The organism is Exiguobacterium sp. J17977, assembly GCF_018616375.1.
GTDB classification, from domain to species: domain Bacteria; phylum Bacillota; class Bacilli; order Exiguobacteriales; family Exiguobacteriaceae; genus Exiguobacterium; species Exiguobacterium mexicanum.
Window position 1 is genome coordinate 231,919 of sequence record NZ_JAEQBB010000002.1, and the last position, 15,348, is coordinate 247,266.

Below are 15,348 nucleotides of genomic sequence, written 5' to 3' on the forward strand. Positions count from 1 at the left end.
CCTCACTATATATTGATATTTGTCGAGTTTTTAACTCGATGATATTCCACATATAGATTATGTCACGATTCCACGAAGAGTAGTGAAGTCTAAAATGTGAGCGTTCGTTGTGATATAAACGCAAAACAGCCGAGCCCGCATCTGGACTCGACCGTTTCTTCAAGTGAACAAACTTATAATTCTTTAGCCGGTTTCACGATTTTTAATTCAACTTCTTCTGTTTCCTCTGATTCTTGGGCTTCACGCAAGCCTTTTGCGTTCAACCACGTATAGATCGCACCCATGAACAAGGCACCGCCGATGATGTTACCGAACGTGGCCGGAATCAAGTTGTGGATGGCGCCGGCAAAGCTAATCGCCTCAGGGTGTGGAACGACGAGCGTGAGCGCGAACAAGACGAAGTTGGCGATGACGTGATCAAATCCTGACGCGAAGAAGACGGCGACGAGGAAAATCATCGAGAAGATTTGAGCGAACTCATTTTTCATCTGTTTCGGTAAGAAGATTGCGAGACAGACCATCCAGTTACAGAAGATGGCACGGAAGAAAATCTCGACCGTCGTATGATGCATCTTGCTCTCGACGACCGCGAACAACCAATTGTCCATCCCGAGCTCTTGAATGACGCCGGTCGGGGCGAGCAATAAGGCGAACAAGACGCCACCGAGCGCGTTCCCAACGAAACATAGCAACCAGACGAGCATCGTGTCACTAAGCGTCGTATAGCCGCGTAACGTCGACGTCGTGAAATACATTGTGTTCCCCGTGAACAATTCGGCTCCGCCGTAGATAATCATGACGAGCGCAATCCCGAATGAGAATCCGCCGATGAGTGTCGTGAACGGTGAATCGATCAAGTACATCCCGTTGACGACTTTAAGTGTGAAGATTGAAGCGAATCCGATAAAGATCCCCGCGAGCATTGCCCGTAAAAAGTATTCCATTGGCCGATAATGAATCATGTGCGAAGACGCCTGAGCTTTTTTTCGTAATGATTCGAGTGCATGGATTTCCATTGATGCCATGTCACAAACCCTTCTTTCTGTTTGAATGAACCCTTATAATAAGAACGAACATGTGAAATCATTAACAATATAAGCCCGAATCCAATAAATTGCAATCGACCTTGGACCATGTTGACACATTTTTCACATCGTAATCGTTTACATATGTCGGATTTGTGACGAAAAAAACGACCCTTCGCAAAGGGTCGTTCGATCAAGCTTATTCTTTGTCTTCAGACTTATCTTCAGACTCTTCCGAAGATGCTTCAGCCGACTCTTCTTCAGTTGCTTCAGCTTCACTTTCTGTCGTTGTGTCTGTGTCCGCCTCGAGCTCTTCAAGAGAGACCGGCTCATTGACCGATGCGATTTGAAGTTCGCCATCTGAGACGATGTCATAGTCTTTGTTCTCTGGAATGTCAGCTACCGTGACCGAGTCACCGATACCGAGTTCCGATACATCGAGTTCGATACGTTCTGGAATGTTGGCCGGTGTCGCCGATACCGTTACTTTATAAAGCGTTTGCGCCAAGAAGCCACCTTCTTTGACACCTTTCGCGTCACCGACGAGTGTGACATCCGCTTCGACTTCCGTCGCTTCGTCCATCTTCACGGCCATGAACTCAACGTGCTTGTATTCGTTCGTGAACGGGTCAACTTCTGTACCGTGAACGAGCGTGTTCACTTTCTTGCCGTCGATGTTCAATTCGATTAACGCGTTGTCACCGTGATCGCGGAGAATTTTGCGAAGTGCCATCTCCTCGAATGCGACCGGCGTGCTTTCGACTTTATAGCCGTAAACGACACCTAATACTTTTCCTTCTTTGCGCAAGTTTGCACGGACCGAACGTGGTCGTAATTCTCGTTTCGTTACATTAAGCTTGTCTGCCATAATCTTTTCCCCCTACTGGTTTATCGATCATGTCTACATCTTGAGGGTGAGGCAGTGAAAGAGCCACCTCTCAACCTCGATGCGTTGAGTGACATGTGTATATTGTTCCCATAGGCACCCGGACATAAACGTTACAGCCGGTTAAAAAAAGATTACAAGCTTGTCACATAACCCGTTTGAACAACTTCTCAAGTTCGTACGTGCTCCATTTCACCAAGATTGGTCGTCCGTGCGGACACGTGTACGGAGACGTCGTCTGATTGAGGTCATGCAACAATTGCCGCATCATCTCATGGTTCAATGGATGGTTCGCTTTAATCGAGCGTTTGCATGCCATCAAAATCGAGGCGTCTTCCCGATATTTGGCGAGATTGACGGAGCGATCCCGAATCGCCATCTCAATCAAATCGCGGACCGTCCCTTCCAAATCATGCTGCGGATACCACGTCGGGATCTCCCGGACGAGAAACGTATTGCCACCGAACGGCTCCAATTCGAGACCCGCTTCTTTCAAGAGCGGTGCGACTTCTTCAATCGCGAGCGTCTCTTCTTGCGTGAACTCGAGCGTGAGCGGGAGCAGCAACAACTGATACTCTTTGTCCGGATTCCCGAGCTGCTCGTAGAACAATTCGTATTTAATCCGTTCCTGGGCCGCATGTTGGTCGATGACGTACATGCCATCCTCGGCACCACAGACGATATAGCTCGCATGCAGTTGACCGATGACGTCGAGCGGCGGCAAGCGCTCCCCTTTCGTCTCGATCGCTTCCGATTCGACAATCGGTTCAGGCGCTTCGTTGACGAGCGGCGTCGGCGACCATCGGCTTGGTGACGTGACGGGCTCACGAGGAATCGGATAATTCCACGTCGGCGGTTCATCCGTGACAGGTGTCCGTTCGACCGTGAAATCTAGCCGCTCTTGTTCGGTCCGATTGACCGGCCGCTCCTTCGGTTTGACCGACGGAATCAAGCGTTGTTCCCGAAGCGTCAGTTGGACCGTCTCACGAATCAACTGGCATAGTTCTTTCTCTTTCGAGAGTCGGACTTCCCGTTTTGTCGGATGGACGTTGACATCAATCAACATCGGGTCCATGTTCACTTCGAGGACGGCGATCGGATAACGACCAATCGGGAGTAGCGTGTGGTAGCCTTCGAGCACACTTTGGGTTAACGCAAAGTTTTTGATGCTCCGTCCGTTCAAGATGAGCGTCACATACTGCTTGTTCGACCGGGTCACTTCCGGACGGACGAGATGGGCGCTCAAGCTATAGTCGTTCGTCTTGCTTGACGCGGTGACGATTTGCGCCGCGACTTGACGTCCGTAAATGGCGAGCATGACTTGCTTGATGTCGCCGTTGCCACTCGTCCGCAGGAGTTCCTTGTCTTCATGGAACGCCGTGAGGCGGACTTCCGGATGGGATAAGGCGATTCGGTTCAACGTATCGGTGATGCTCGCGAGCTCGGTCGCCGACGTCTTCAAATATTTGAGCCGGGCCGGTGTATTGTAAAACAACTGACTGACCGCAATCTCGGTCCCGACGTTCGCCGCGGCCGGTGTTTGCGCCATGACGACGCCGCCTTGGAGCGTCATCTCAAATCCGTCCTCTTCAGTTCGGCGTGACTTCAACGTCACATGACTCACCGAGGCGATGGACGCTAAGGCCTCTCCACGGAAGCCGAGCGTGCGAATCCGGAACAAGTCGTGCTCGTCCCGGATTTTGCTCGTCGCATGACGCAAAAAGGCGCGCGGAGCATCCTCTTCATAAAACCCGTGCCCGTTATCCCGAACTTTAATGAGACGTATCCCCGCCTCCTCCAAGTCGACTTCGATTTTCGTGGCACCGGCATCAATCGCATTTTCGACGAGTTCTTTCACGACCGAGGCCGGGCGTTCGACTACCTCGCCGGCCGCGATTCGGTTGGCCAGTTGCTCCGGTAACTCTTGAATGATTCCCATCGACTCACCCCTTCTTCGCAGATTGTTGGAGCGCATAGAGCGCCTGCATCGCCTCAATCGGGTTCATCGCCAGCAAATCGAGGTCGAGCAGTTGTCGTTTGATGTCGTCTTCCGCCTCAAATAGTGACAGTTGGGCCACAGGTTCAGCCGTCACCGGTTGCTCCACAGCTGTCCGTACCGGTTTTGATTCCGTCTCGAGCTCGGATAAAATCGTTCGTGCCCGTTCAATCAAATCAGGGGGCAGGTCAGCGAGTTCGGCGACATGAATCCCATACGATTTGTCGGCCCGTCCCGGGTGAACTTCATGCAGGAAGACGACGCGCCCGTCCCGTTCGATGGCACGGACGTGCACGTTCTCAAGGGCAAGAATCGTGTCCTCGAGCACGGTCAACTCATGATAATGGGTCGAGAACAACGTCTTCGCGCCGATGGTGGCCGCGATATATTCGACGATGGCCTGCGCGAGCGCCATGCCGTCATACGTCGAGGTTCCTCGTCCAATCTCATCGAGGAGGATGAGACTATCTGCTGTCGCTTCCGTCACCGCCTGTCGTGTCTCCGTCATCTCGACCATGAACGTCGACTGACCGCTCACCAAATCATCGGCTGCCCCGATGCGGGTAAAGATGCGATCGAACAAAGGAAGTTCGGCCGCTTCGGCCGGCACGAATGAACCGATTTGATGCAGGATGGCAATCAGTGCGAACTGACGCATATACGTCGATTTACCGGACATGTTCGGTCCGGTGATCAACAGCATGCGCCGCGTGTCATCGAGCGTCAAGTCGTTGGCCACGTATTCACCACGAGGCAATACCGTTTCGATGACCGGATGGCGCCCACGATCGATTTGGACATTGTTTGACGTCGTCGGCCGGACATAGTCCCGTTTTTCGGCGACAATGGCGAGCGCGAGCAGGACGTCGAGTTCACTTAATGAGCGGGCCAACTGTTGGAGCGGTTTCGTCTCGCGTTTAACCTCTTCGCGTAACGTGACGAACAAGTCATATTCAAGCGTACAGCTCTTCTCCTCGGCACCGAGGATAAGTGCTTCTTTTTCTTTTAACTCAGGCGTGACATAGCGTTCGGCGTTCGTAAGCGTCTGTTTCCGTTCATACCGCCCCTCTTCGAGTAAGCGCGCGTTCGCTTTCGTCACTTCCAAGTAATAGCCGAAGACACGGTTATAGCCGATCTTCAGCGACTTGATGCCGGTCGCGAGCCGCTCTTGTTGCTCGAGATTGGCAATCCACGTCTTTCCGTTCGCTTTTGCCTCGAGCAGTTCATCGAGTTCGGCCGAATAGCCTGAACGGATCATGCCGCCTTCTTTAATCGAAATCGGCGGTGTCTCGACGAGTGCCGCTTGAAGCCGTTCCGATAGTGCGTCGAACGTGTCGAGCGTCGCATCGATGTGATGCAGTCGCGCTGCCGTGACATTCGCCAGCAACTCCCGTACCGCCGGGATGCGTTCAAGCGTGTTACGCAACTGGACGAGGTCACGGGCGTTGGCCGTCCCGTAACCGACTTTCGCGACGAGCCGTTCGATATCGTAGACGTGACGCAATTGCTCCCGCAATTGATCGCGGAGCATGAAATCATCGACTAAATTTTCGACGGCATCCTGCCGGTCGCGAATCGCCTGTTCCGTATAGAGCGGCTGTTCGAGCCAACGCTTTAACAGTCGTCCTCCCATCGCCGTCGTCGTCTCATCGAGCAGGGCGAGTAGCGATCCTTTCCGTTCTCCGGAACGGGCCGAACGGAACAGCTCCAAGTTCCGGGCCGTATTCGCATCGAGTTGCATATGGGCCTCAACCTCGTAGGCGACAGCCGGCTGCAGGTGATCGAGGGCGCGTTTTTGCGTCCGCGTCAAGTAGGCGAAAAGGAGTTCGAACGCACTTACTTGCGCCTCGTCGCGGGCGCCGCTCGACAACGAGCTCGCCAATCGCTCCGTCTGTACCGACAGCGGGATGCCGAGTGATGAGAGATGGTCTGCCAACTCGGCGTCATCAACGATGATCTCGCTCGGGACCAATCCTTCGACTTCGCGTAGGACGGCCTCGCGCGACGGTAAGGTCGTCAACCATGATTCACCTGTCGTCACGTCGCCGCGGGCAATCCCAAAACGGCCTGCGACGTTCACGACCGATAGTAAATACCGGTTCTCTTTCTCACCGAGCGCGGCCATATATGTACCCGGCGTGATGACTTGAATGACTTCCCGTTTGACGAGTCCTTTCGTCGCTTTTGGATCTTCCATCTGCTCACAAATCGCCACGTTGAACCCTTTTTCAATGAGTTGCTCGATATAAATCGCAGCGGAATGATGCGGGACCCCGCACATCGGAATCGGGTGCTCGGCGTTCTTTCCGTTTTTCGCAGTCAATGTCAATTCGAGCTCTTTGGCGACGATTTGAGCATCTTCAAAAAACAGCTCGTAAAAGTCACCGAGCCGGTAGAAGAGAAAGGCGTCTGGATAATCGGCCTTGATTGAAAAGTATTGTTTCATCATCGGGGTTTGATGTATCGTTTCCATTCGTGTTCACCTCTAGAAATTAGAACAGCTGACCAAAGGCCAGCTGTCTGTTTGTTAGTATCCGCAGCCGCCGCGTGATTTCTCCGCTGCCATGCCGCTTCCTGTTTTGCCGGCGAGAACGTCACCGTCCGTCGACTCGATAATGCGATCTGTCACCGAGTTGGCGAGTGTGACCGTCACGTATTGAAGCAAATCGTTCACTTCGACTTGCGTCTCTTGGAACGCCTGGACGACCGGAATCGAATCGAGTTCGTCCATCGCCTTGTCGATTTTTAGCTCGACTTTGGCGAGTGCTTCCGTCTTCCCGTAGTGCTTGCAGTTGACGGCTTCTTTTTGTAAGTATTTGATCCGTTTGATTAACGTTTGAACGCGCTCACTTTCGTTCACTTTCGTTTCCGCTTCTTTGAAGCGGGCCACTTCCGGCGTGCTCGCCAATAAGTCGGCTAATTCTCTCGCTTTTTGAATCACAGTTTGATCAGTCACCATCGTAAACCCCTTTGCTCTCTATGATTGAACGCACGTCTTGACGCACGCAAGTATTCCTCATCATTCTACCACGAACTTATGGCAAACGGTACCGCATCGATTCACTTCGAGACGGTCGCCGTCCGAACCATATCGACGTGGGGAATCCCATCCTCTAAGTACTCCTCGCTCGTTCGTGTGAAGCCAAAGCTTGCATAGAACGGCTCCACGTACGTTTGCGCTTGCAAATACAAATCGTGATCCCCAAAGTCGGCCACGGCTTCTTGCATCAAGCGCCGCGAATGGCCTTGTCCCCGATGCGTCGATTTTGTGACGACACGACCGATGGCGATTGGCGATTCATCCTCGAGGACACGTAACGCCGCGATCGGGCGACCGTCTGCCTCAATCCAGTAATGGACGGCCGTCACATCTTTCCCATCGACTTCTTGGTACGGGCAATCTTGTTCCACGACGAAGATTTCAGTGCGGAGCGCCAATAACGCATAGAGCTCTCTCGTCGTCAATTCGTCAAACCGTTTTTTCTGCATCTCAACTTGTCCCCCTTATAACGTCGAACCGAGCGCTCGGGCGACGTGGAGCCCGCTCGTCATCGCCCCGATCGTCCCGGCACCTGGAAACACCGTGTCGCCGCAAACGTAAAAATTCGGGAGGTTCGCCCGGTAGCTCGCCGCATGGAATAATGCTTGTTGCGGTGTTTGGGCATATCCACCGACCGCACCGTGCGGACGTTTCGTATATTTCACCCACGCCCCCGGTCCGCCCGGAAGCAATACTGACGATGTGTCGGTCCAACTCGGGAACGCCCGTCGCACTGCTTTGACGAGGCGCTCGGTCCATTCTGCCTCTAGTTTCTCATAGGTTGCCTTGTCCTTCCAAGCCTGCCACTCCGATAAATCGATATGAGTCGAGACGGTCAACGTTCGTTCCGGCCGTTCGGTGCGGCGCGTATCATCCGCAGCCGACATCGAAATGAAGGCGTGACCTGACGGCAAATCGTCACTATACACTTGTTGGAAGAGCGGACGGCCCGTGCACGCCGCTTCAGGTAACGTGACGTACAGACTGAACGTTCCCCATTGCGACCGTTCTAGTTGACGCCCGTACTGTCTTTGAAACTGCCGCGCCGCTTGTCCCGTGACCAACTGAGCGGTCGCCTCGAGCGGGATGGCCGACACGACGACATCGACGAGATCGAGCCGGCCCCGGCGATCGGTCAACAACCAACCGTCAGCAATCCGCTCGATTTTAACAATTTGTCGTCCGAGGAGCGTCGTCCCGCCGTCTTGGCGAATCGAGCGTTCCAAGGCGTGGCCGAGCGTATACAACCCCCCATCGACGTAAAACGCCCCTTCATGGTAAATCGATAAGGCGACGGCCGCGAGCAAGTGACTCGCCTCGCGGGCACCGGTCTGCAGGCTATCGAGCAAAATCCCGTCGATGACCCGCTCGAACGTAGTTCCGTTTAATCGATGCCGTTTTAACGTTGTACCGAGCGGTCGATACAACTTCCGGAACGCCCGAAGTTGTTCCGGTCGAAACGCACGGATCGCTAGCGTTGCGTCACGAATTGTGCGAAACGGCAACGCCGGTAGCGTCTCAAACAAAGGACGAATCGTCTCGAAATCGGCCCACACCTCATTCAAGAAGGCACGAATCTGCGGAGCGAGCTCCGGAAACATCGTCTCGAGTTCTGCTAAAAATTGATTCCGGTCTTGATGATAGCGGACCGTCTTTCCATCGAGATGAATCTGCATCACCTCAGGTAATGGACGAACGTCAATCGATTCACCTAAATAAGATAAGACCCGCTCATGCAGGCCCCCCGGTTCAAATCCCATCCCGAGCGTCGCCCCGGCCGGGAATCGATAGTCCCCACGTTCGAATTTCCCGGCGCAACCGCCCCATTCTCGTGACGACTCGTATACGGTCACGTCATGGCCGATTCGGCTCGCGAGCGCGCCCGCCGTCAATCCGGCAATTCCCCCACCGATAATCCCGATTCGCATAGTAATCCCCTCCTGCCTTCATCATACATGCCTTCCCGAAATCCGAGACATTTCAACCTGTCATATGAACATATTTCATCCGCCAGGCAGGGTTCTGCCGGAAGATGGCGAAAAAAATCGATAAAGGACAGGTGAAACCATATGCGAAGTCGGGTCATCATTTATCTGCTCATTCCGATCTTGATTTTTATCGGTATTTTAATCACACCCCCATCCGAAGAATCACAAAAAGTCGCCACCATGACGGCTGTCAATATTCAAGAGATGATTCCGTATGAACGCGAGTACACAGCCCAAAAAGTGTTACTCGAGGAAGTGAACGATGGCCGGGAGGCAATCATTGAGGAGTGGCAGCTCGAACGCGGGGCCCGCACGACATATAGTTATGTGCTCCGACTGCAAGGGTTCGAGACGGTGCTTCAAGTCGATGCCGGGGCGGCCAACACGCGCTCGGACGGCTATTATGCCATGCAGGCGCATAGCCCAGTCTTCGAAGCGGACGAACCGCTGTCAATCGGTTATCCGATTGTGCTGTTCGCTAGCGAGCAGCGGCTCGTCCTAAACCAGATGGAAGTCCGCATCCTGTACGAAGAGGACGGTGTCATTGAGAAATGGCGCATCCTTGAATCGAAAGACTCCTAATAAAGGCGGAATGGATATGAATCTCACGTTTCAACGAGCCACCGAATCACAACAAGCCGAAATTTATGCACTCGCGGGCATCAATCGCGAAGAAGCGACCAATCACGTGTCGCCCGATAATCAGGAAAAGATGATCGAAGCGTACGAGCATTCCGCAAAGTTCGGCGCTTATTTTCTCTGTCTGGTTGATGGCGATACACTCATCGGCTGGACGCAAATCGACAAAGCGTTCGACTATTTGACTGGCGCGGAGGTCGGCTGGATCAACGACCTGTATGTGAAACCGACATATCGGGGCCGCGGTTATTCGAAACAGTTAATGCGAGAAGCGCTCGATACGTTCAAACGAATGGGCTATACCGACGTACGCTTGAACGTATATGCCCACAATCAAACGGCGATGCACCTATATGAACAAATCGGCTTCACTGACGTCAGCAAATTTATGAAGATTACTCTATAAAAGGCGGTATTCGATGCAAAAAATACTTCTCATCGGTTCGGGTGGTTCAGGCAAATCGACGCTCGCCCGCGAGTTAGGAACTCGACTCGGCATCGACGTCCACCATTTGGATGCCTTGTTATGGAAACCGAATTGGACACCTGCCACGAGACAAGAACAAATCGTCATTCAGTCCGAGTTGATTGAACGTGATTCGTGGATCATCGACGGCAATTACGGCGGCACACTCGATTTGCGAGTAGATGCTGCCGATACGGTCGTATTTCTTGATTTGCCGCGCACCGTCTGCACGTATCGCGTCTTGAAACGCATGCTGTCCTATCACGGCAAGACACGGCCGGACATGGGCCCCGGTTGTGAGGAACGGTTCGACCCGAAATTCTTGAAGTGGGTATGGGACTATCCGAAGTCGCAGCGACCAGCGATTTTACAGCGTTTACACAAACTTGAATCCGAAAAAGACATCATTATCCTACGTTCACGGGTCGAAGTCCGTCGTTTCGTAGCGAATCAACTGGAGGCAAATACATGAATCCAATTCTCACAGAAATCGGGACCGTCTTTATTCCCGTCCGAGACGTTGCGACGTCCCGGGACTGGTACTGTCAGCTATTCGATTTACCAGCAGATGGGGAGATTTTGTTCGGTCATCTCTATGTCGTTCCGCTCGACGGACCGAATCTCGTGCTGGATAGTAAGATATTTTCTGAAAGGAACGTCCTGAAAACTCCGCTGTTTCATTTGAACACAACGGATATTCATCAGGCGTATGCGCACATGGAGCAACGACAAATTGACATTGTAACCCCGATTGAACACGACCATTGGTTTAATTTCAAAGACCCGGATGGAAACGTCCTGATGATGTGCCAATGCTGACGGGCCCAGCAGAAGGGGCAAACATTGAGATTGAGCGCGTCCAGCACATGGATCGCGCAATCACTCAATTGAGCGACTTGTTAAGACGAGTTGTCGAGGCCGGGGCTTCCGTCGGTTTCTTACCGGGCTTTTCCGACGAGGAGGCGAACGCTTATTGGAACAGCGTCTTGTCACCCGACGTCCATTTGTTGATCGCCTCACGCGCGGACACCATCGTCGGGACCGTACAAATCCAATTCTGTACAAAAGCGAACGGCATCCATCGCGTCGAAATCGCAAAATTGATGACGCACCCTGATTTCCGACGGCTTGGGATTGCTCGAGCGCTCATGTGTCAAGCTGAGACGATGGCTCGTCAGTACGATAAACGACTCATCGTCCTCGATACTCGAGCTGGTGATTCTTCGAACATCTTGTACCGCTCGCTCGGGTATGAACAAGTTGGCGTCATTCCGCAGTATGCCATGTCAGCCAACGGACTCGATGCGACTGTCATCTACTACAAATTATTGGCCGAGACCTGACATGGACAATCCACGTGATGACTGTCCCATTTCGGACTTGCCTGGCACTGGGGGGTCGCCGATGCAACATGCACATTTGATTGCTGAAGGAAATAGTGCTCATGTCTATCTTGAAGACAAAAAAATATATAAACGATTTAAGCTGCCGATTTCCTTAGACACGGCAGAATATGAGGCGAAGAAGCAACAGTTGGCTTACGCGTCAGGCCTTCCTGTCCCAGTCGTCTATGAGGTATCCGAGGCAGAGGGATATGCTGTGCTCGTGATGGAATATGTGCCCGGCTTCTCGCTCGGTCAACTCGCACTCAGCGAACCTGGCCGTCTGTCTGAATATATTGACCGTTCGATTCAATTGCAACTCGCCATCCATCAGATTGTATCCATCGAAATTGAATCGATGGTTGAGCGGTTGCGTAGTCAAATCAGAAGGGCTCCCCGATTGAACGAGGATGAAAAAAGACGACTCGTGACGCGGATGGAGTCATTTCAGTTCATGTCGAGACTATGTCATGGTGACTTTCATCTACATAATTTGATTCAAACCGAGACGGGCATCACGATTATCGACTGGATGGATGCCAGCCTCGGTGACACACGAGCCGATCTCTGCCGGACGTATCTGCTCTATCTAGAGAATTATCCCGAATTGGCGGAACGTTATGTGTCACACTATTGTGAAAAGACCGGGACACCTCGAGACGAGGTTTTGAAATGGCTACCCATCCTAGCGGCAGCAAGGCTGAGTGAATCGGTCGGTCCAAATTATTCCGATTACTTATACGCCTTAAGCACATCTACTTGAAAGGAGTCCATGATGCCTTCTAAAATTGACCCGCTTGAAGCGGCGCATCACTTTATCTCCACACATTTTCCCTACTGTCAGGCCGCGTTGCTCGCCGGGAGCGTCGTCCGTGGTGAGGCGACCGAGACGTCGGATTTAGACATCATCATCTTCGACGACACCCTCGTCTCGTCTTACCGAGAATCGTTCATCGAGTCCGGATGGCCCATCGAACTATTCGCCCATAACTTGACGTCGTATCGTACGTTCTTCGAACAGGATTGCCAGCGTGCCATTCCATCGTTACCGAGAATGGTCACCGAAGGCATCGTCTTGAAGGACACAGACATCGTCGAAGACATCAAACGTGAAGCGAGCGCGTTGCTCGACAGCGGGCCGGAGGATTGGTCGGACGAGACGATTGAGTTGAAACGATACTGTCTGACCGATGCACTCGATGACTTGATTGGATGTACCCGTCGCTCGGAAGGACTGTTCATCGCCGCAAAAATCGGTGAGCTCACGGCTGAGTTCATATTGCGTACGAACAAAAAATGGATTGGTTCATCGAAATGGACGTATCGTTCGCTTGAACAATTTGATGCGTCAGCCGCACGTCAACTCACTGACGCCCTTGAGGCGTATTATCAAACGAACGAAACCGACGCGCTCATCCGTTACGTCGATGGGACGCTCTCCCCGTTGGGCGGCCGGTTGTTCGCCGGATTCAGCCGCGGGAAATCAAACGAAACGTGAGGGGTCTCCATGTTCTTTCTACAAATGTCCGGTTTCCCCGGATCAGGTAAGTCGACGCTGTCTCGGGAAATCGCCCGACGACTGGATGCGATCATCGTCGATCACGATGTCACGAAGACGGCACTGCTCGAATCAACCGCACAACATTCGCTCGACCCGGGGCTGGCCGGAAAAGTCGCCTATGATCTCGATTGGGCGCTCGTCGAGTTCCATCTGTCTTTAGGACGGAACGTCATTCTAGATAGCCCCTGTCTGTATGACGTAATGATTGACCGCGGCCTGGCGATGACGGCAAATAGCGGAGCCACGTATCGTTACGTCGAGTGTCTCGTCGACGACGTTCACGAAATCAATCGCCGGTTGCGCGAGCGCGAGCGAAAGCTCAGTCAAATCAGAAGCGTGTCACCAGAAGATTTTCATCGGACCGTCGCAGCCAGTAAAAGACCTGCACATATGCATACGCTTACAATCGATACGAATCGCCCGCTCGAGACGTATTTTTCCGAAGTCATCGCTTATCTTCAAGCGATTGATAGACCACCTGATGCATCCTGCGACTTTTGACCTGATGCATTTTTTAATCTTTTTTTGTATTTTTATGCTTTACAATTAATAATCATACATATACACTTAGTCTCATATCTTTAAGGAGGAATTCATACATGAAAAAGTGGGTCATTACAGGGGGATTAGTGGCAAGTGCATTATTAGCAGGATGTAGCCAAGAGACGACGGGCGAAGAGAAAAAGACACTCGTCATGGGAACGAGCGCCGATTACTTCCCGTATGAGTTTGTTGATACGGCGAACGGGGACGAGATTGTCGGATTCGATATCGAGATTGCCGAGACGGTCACGGAACGCCTCGGCTACGAACTCAAAATTGAGGACATGGACTTCGGTAGCCTGCTTGGGGCACTCAACGCCGGACGTGTCGACTTCGTCATGGCCGGTATGACGCCGACCGAAGAGCGGAAAGAAAATGCCGCCTTCTCGGACATCTATTTGTCGGCGACGAACTTAGTCATGACGAAAGATGAGTCACTCGAATCGATTGAAGCGCTCGCCGGCAAGAAAATCGGCGTCCAAACCGCATCGATTCAAGAGAACATCGCCAAAGACCAAGCTCCGGAGGCTGAGCTCGTCTCATTGAACAAAATTCCAGAAATCGTTCAAGAGTTGAACACGGGTCGGATCGACGCGATGGTCATCGAGGACACGGTCGCCCAAAAATACTTGGACCAAGATGCCGGACTGTACACGTTCGCCTTGAAAGAAGATGGCGAGAAAGGTTCTGCCGCCGCCTTTAAATTGGAGGACGACCTTCGCGATCAGTTCAACGAGGAGTTGAACAAGATGATCGATTCAGGTGAAATCGACGAACTCGCCAAGAAATGGTTCTCGATGGAGCCGACGGAATGAGACAAGTCTCGCTGCCGATTTACCCAGTCACCTATCCAGAAGGCTACCGGTTGAATCAAAATGAGAGTCAGTTCCCGGTGCCATCGCGGTTGTATGACCAGCTCGCGACGATCTCATTCCAAGACTTACATGAGTATCCGGTCCAACCGATTGACGAGTTGTTCACCCGTTATGCGGCCTACGCCGGTGTCGAGCCGAATCAGTTGCTCGTCGGTTGCGGCAGTGACGAGATGATTCACGTCGTCACTCAGGCATTGCTCGCACCGGAGGACGTCGTCTTGTCACCGAGTCCGGACTTTGCGCTCTACCCGATTTTCACGACGATTGCCCATGGCCGGCACGTGCAAGCCGATAATCTATCGTATGATGCACTCGTCCAGGCAATCGCGCAACATGAACCGAAGCTGTTGCTGTTATCGAACCCGAACAATCCGACCGGCAAATTGTGGAGCGTCGCTGAATTGGCCGAACTCGCCGGACTCGTCCCGTACTTGATCGTCGACGAGGCGTATATCGACTTCACGCCGACGGCGAGCATGGTGGCCCACCTTGACTCATTCACGAACGTGATTGTGTTGCGGACGTTATCGAAGGCGTTTGGCCTGGCCAACGTCCGCCTCGGTTTCATGGTCACGACGACCGAACTCGCCGCTTATTTCCGTCAGTTCGTCCCGCCGTTCAACATCAGCGGTGTCAGCGCGAAAATCGCCAACATGTTCCTACAAGATACGACGTATCTCGACGAGGCCATCGCTTGGCACGCCGACATGCGTGGACAGTGGACCGATTTGTTCGCCACGATCGGCCACGTCCATCCCGCCGAGGCGAACTTCATTTACGTCACGCTCGATGAGCCTGAGGCCGTCTGGGCCCACCTCGCCGCGCACGGGGTTCACACATCGAAACAACCGAACGGGATTCGCATCACGCTCGGCAGTGAATCTGCTCTTATAGCAGCACGTCGGGCACTGGTCACCTACACGTCACAACCAACAGTATAAACAAAC

At 52.7% G+C, this 15,348-nt stretch carries 17 protein-coding genes; 10 read left to right on the forward strand and 7 right to left on the reverse strand.

Translation table 11 applies throughout. The features are described from left to right. Positions 1–173 precede the first annotated feature (173 nt). From KNO58_RS04680 to KNO58_RS04710, 7 genes are all read right to left on the reverse strand, one after another. On the reverse strand, positions 174–1,016 hold the full coding sequence (locus KNO58_RS04680) for a formate/nitrite transporter family protein (protein ID WP_376778151.1): 843 nt from the start codon (positions 1,014–1,016) through the stop codon (positions 174–176). Positions 1,017–1,224: 208 nt separating this feature from the next. Beyond that, entirely contained in the window at positions 1,225–1,893 is a 669-nt protein-coding gene (locus KNO58_RS04685; RefSeq protein ID WP_214752117.1) for a 50S ribosomal protein L25/general stress protein Ctc, read from the reverse strand. A 163-nt stretch (positions 1,894–2,056) separates the two neighbouring features. Beyond that, a complete protein-coding gene (gene mutL, locus KNO58_RS04690; RefSeq protein ID WP_214752118.1) occupies positions 2,057–3,850 on the reverse strand; it encodes a DNA mismatch repair endonuclease MutL in 1,794 nt (597 codons plus the stop codon). Positions 3,851–3,854: 4 nt separating this feature from the next. Continuing rightward, complete coding sequence (gene mutS / locus KNO58_RS04695) at positions 3,855–6,380, reverse strand: DNA mismatch repair protein MutS (RefSeq protein WP_214752119.1); 2,526 nt, start codon at positions 6,378–6,380, stop codon at positions 3,855–3,857. A 54-nt stretch (positions 6,381–6,434) separates the two neighbouring features. Beyond that, on the reverse strand, positions 6,435–6,866 hold the full coding sequence (locus KNO58_RS04700) for a YlbF/YmcA family competence regulator (RefSeq protein WP_021067281.1): 432 nt from the start codon (positions 6,864–6,866) through the stop codon (positions 6,435–6,437). A 101-nt stretch (positions 6,867–6,967) separates the two neighbouring features. Further along, entirely contained in the window at positions 6,968–7,396 is a 429-nt protein-coding gene (locus KNO58_RS04705; RefSeq protein ID WP_214752120.1) for a GNAT family N-acetyltransferase, read from the reverse strand. 15 nt (positions 7,397–7,411) lie between these two features. Further along, positions 7,412–8,875 (reverse strand): phytoene desaturase family protein, encoded by a 1,464-nt coding sequence (locus tag KNO58_RS04710; RefSeq protein WP_214752121.1) that lies wholly within the window; start codon positions 8,873–8,875, stop codon positions 7,412–7,414. 141 nt (positions 8,876–9,016) lie between these two features. Between KNO58_RS04710 and KNO58_RS04715 the strand changes: the two genes are divergently transcribed. The 10 genes from KNO58_RS04715 to KNO58_RS04760 all read left to right on the forward strand — a co-directional run bounded on the left by KNO58_RS04715 (position 9,017) and on the right by KNO58_RS04760 (position 15,342). After that, complete coding sequence (locus KNO58_RS04715) at positions 9,017–9,517, forward strand: hypothetical protein (protein ID WP_214719717.1); 501 nt, start codon at positions 9,017–9,019, stop codon at positions 9,515–9,517. Positions 9,518–9,533: 16 nt separating this feature from the next. Beyond that, entirely contained in the window at positions 9,534–9,980 is a 447-nt protein-coding gene (locus KNO58_RS04720; RefSeq protein WP_214752122.1) for a GNAT family N-acetyltransferase, read from the forward strand. Between the two features lie 13 nt (positions 9,981–9,993). Beyond that, the gene (locus KNO58_RS04725) at positions 9,994–10,512 is read left to right on the forward strand and encodes a DNA topology modulation protein (RefSeq protein ID WP_214752123.1); all 519 of its coding nucleotides are present in this window, start codon (positions 9,994–9,996) and stop codon (positions 10,510–10,512) included. After that, positions 10,509–10,859, forward strand: a complete 351-nt coding sequence (locus KNO58_RS04730; protein WP_214752124.1) for a VOC family protein — start codon at positions 10,509–10,511, stop codon at positions 10,857–10,859. The genes KNO58_RS04725 and KNO58_RS04730 overlap by 4 nt, the downstream gene beginning before the upstream one ends. Beyond that, the gene (locus tag KNO58_RS04735) at positions 10,853–11,383 is read left to right on the forward strand and encodes a GNAT family N-acetyltransferase (RefSeq protein ID WP_214752125.1); all 531 of its coding nucleotides are present in this window, start codon (positions 10,853–10,855) and stop codon (positions 11,381–11,383) included. The genes KNO58_RS04730 and KNO58_RS04735 overlap by 7 nt, the downstream gene beginning before the upstream one ends. 61 nt (positions 11,384–11,444) lie before the next feature. Then, positions 11,445–12,185 carry a phosphotransferase family protein gene (locus tag KNO58_RS04740; protein ID WP_214752126.1) on the forward strand — a complete coding sequence of 247 codons (741 nt, stop codon included), beginning with the start codon at positions 11,445–11,447 and terminating at the stop codon, positions 12,183–12,185. Positions 12,186–12,197: 12 nt separating this feature from the next. Continuing rightward, complete coding sequence (locus KNO58_RS04745; RefSeq protein WP_214752127.1) at positions 12,198–12,920, forward strand: nucleotidyltransferase domain-containing protein; 723 nt, start codon at positions 12,198–12,200, stop codon at positions 12,918–12,920. Positions 12,921–12,929: 9 nt separating this feature from the next. Next, the gene (locus tag KNO58_RS04750; protein ID WP_214752128.1) at positions 12,930–13,484 is read left to right on the forward strand and encodes a P-loop nucleotide/nucleoside kinase family protein; all 555 of its coding nucleotides are present in this window, start codon (positions 12,930–12,932) and stop codon (positions 13,482–13,484) included. A gap of 98 nt (positions 13,485–13,582) precedes the next feature. Beyond that, entirely contained in the window at positions 13,583–14,341 is a 759-nt protein-coding gene (locus KNO58_RS04755; RefSeq protein ID WP_214752129.1) for a transporter substrate-binding domain-containing protein, read from the forward strand. Next, positions 14,338–15,342, forward strand: a complete 1,005-nt coding sequence (locus KNO58_RS04760) for a pyridoxal phosphate-dependent aminotransferase (RefSeq protein ID WP_214752130.1) — start codon at positions 14,338–14,340, stop codon at positions 15,340–15,342. Before KNO58_RS04755 ends, KNO58_RS04760 begins: the two co-directional genes overlap by 4 nt. Positions 15,343–15,348: the final 6 nt, after the last annotated feature.

Excerpts from the sequence above, each read along its gene's own strand:
- KNO58_RS04680 (WP_376778151.1), bottom strand. The coding sequence starts at position 1,016 with ATGGAAATCCATGCACTCGAATCATTACGAAAAAAAGCTCAGGCGTCT.
- KNO58_RS04685 (WP_214752117.1), bottom strand. The coding sequence starts at position 1,893 with ATGGCAGACAAGCTTAATGTAACGAAACGAGAATTACGACCACGTTCG.
- mutL (WP_214752118.1), bottom strand. The coding sequence starts at position 3,850 with ATGGGAATCATTCAAGAGTTACCGGAGCAACTGGCCAACCGAATCGCG.
- mutS (WP_214752119.1), bottom strand. The coding sequence starts at position 6,380 with ATGGAAACGATACATCAAACCCCGATGATGAAACAATACTTTTCAATC.
- KNO58_RS04700 (WP_021067281.1), bottom strand. The coding sequence starts at position 6,866 with ATGGTGACTGATCAAACTGTGATTCAAAAAGCGAGAGAATTAGCCGAC.
- KNO58_RS04705 (WP_214752120.1), bottom strand. The coding sequence starts at position 7,396 with ATGCAGAAAAAACGGTTTGACGAATTGACGACGAGAGAGCTCTATGCG.
- KNO58_RS04710 (WP_214752121.1), bottom strand. The coding sequence starts at position 8,875 with ATGCGAATCGGGATTATCGGTGGGGGAATTGCCGGATTGACGGCGGGC.
- KNO58_RS04715 (WP_214719717.1), top strand. The coding sequence starts at position 9,017 with ATGCGAAGTCGGGTCATCATTTATCTGCTCATTCCGATCTTGATTTTT.
- KNO58_RS04720 (WP_214752122.1), top strand. The coding sequence starts at position 9,534 with ATGAATCTCACGTTTCAACGAGCCACCGAATCACAACAAGCCGAAATT.
- KNO58_RS04725 (WP_214752123.1), top strand. The coding sequence starts at position 9,994 with ATGCAAAAAATACTTCTCATCGGTTCGGGTGGTTCAGGCAAATCGACG.
- KNO58_RS04730 (WP_214752124.1), top strand. The coding sequence starts at position 10,509 with ATGAATCCAATTCTCACAGAAATCGGGACCGTCTTTATTCCCGTCCGA.
- KNO58_RS04735 (WP_214752125.1), top strand. The coding sequence starts at position 10,853 with ATGCTGACGGGCCCAGCAGAAGGGGCAAACATTGAGATTGAGCGCGTC.
- KNO58_RS04740 (WP_214752126.1), top strand. The coding sequence starts at position 11,445 with ATGCAACATGCACATTTGATTGCTGAAGGAAATAGTGCTCATGTCTAT.
- KNO58_RS04745 (WP_214752127.1), top strand. The coding sequence starts at position 12,198 with ATGCCTTCTAAAATTGACCCGCTTGAAGCGGCGCATCACTTTATCTCC.
- KNO58_RS04750 (WP_214752128.1), top strand. The coding sequence starts at position 12,930 with ATGTTCTTTCTACAAATGTCCGGTTTCCCCGGATCAGGTAAGTCGACG.
- KNO58_RS04755 (WP_214752129.1), top strand. The coding sequence starts at position 13,583 with ATGAAAAAGTGGGTCATTACAGGGGGATTAGTGGCAAGTGCATTATTA.
- KNO58_RS04760 (WP_214752130.1), top strand. The coding sequence starts at position 14,338 with ATGAGACAAGTCTCGCTGCCGATTTACCCAGTCACCTATCCAGAAGGC.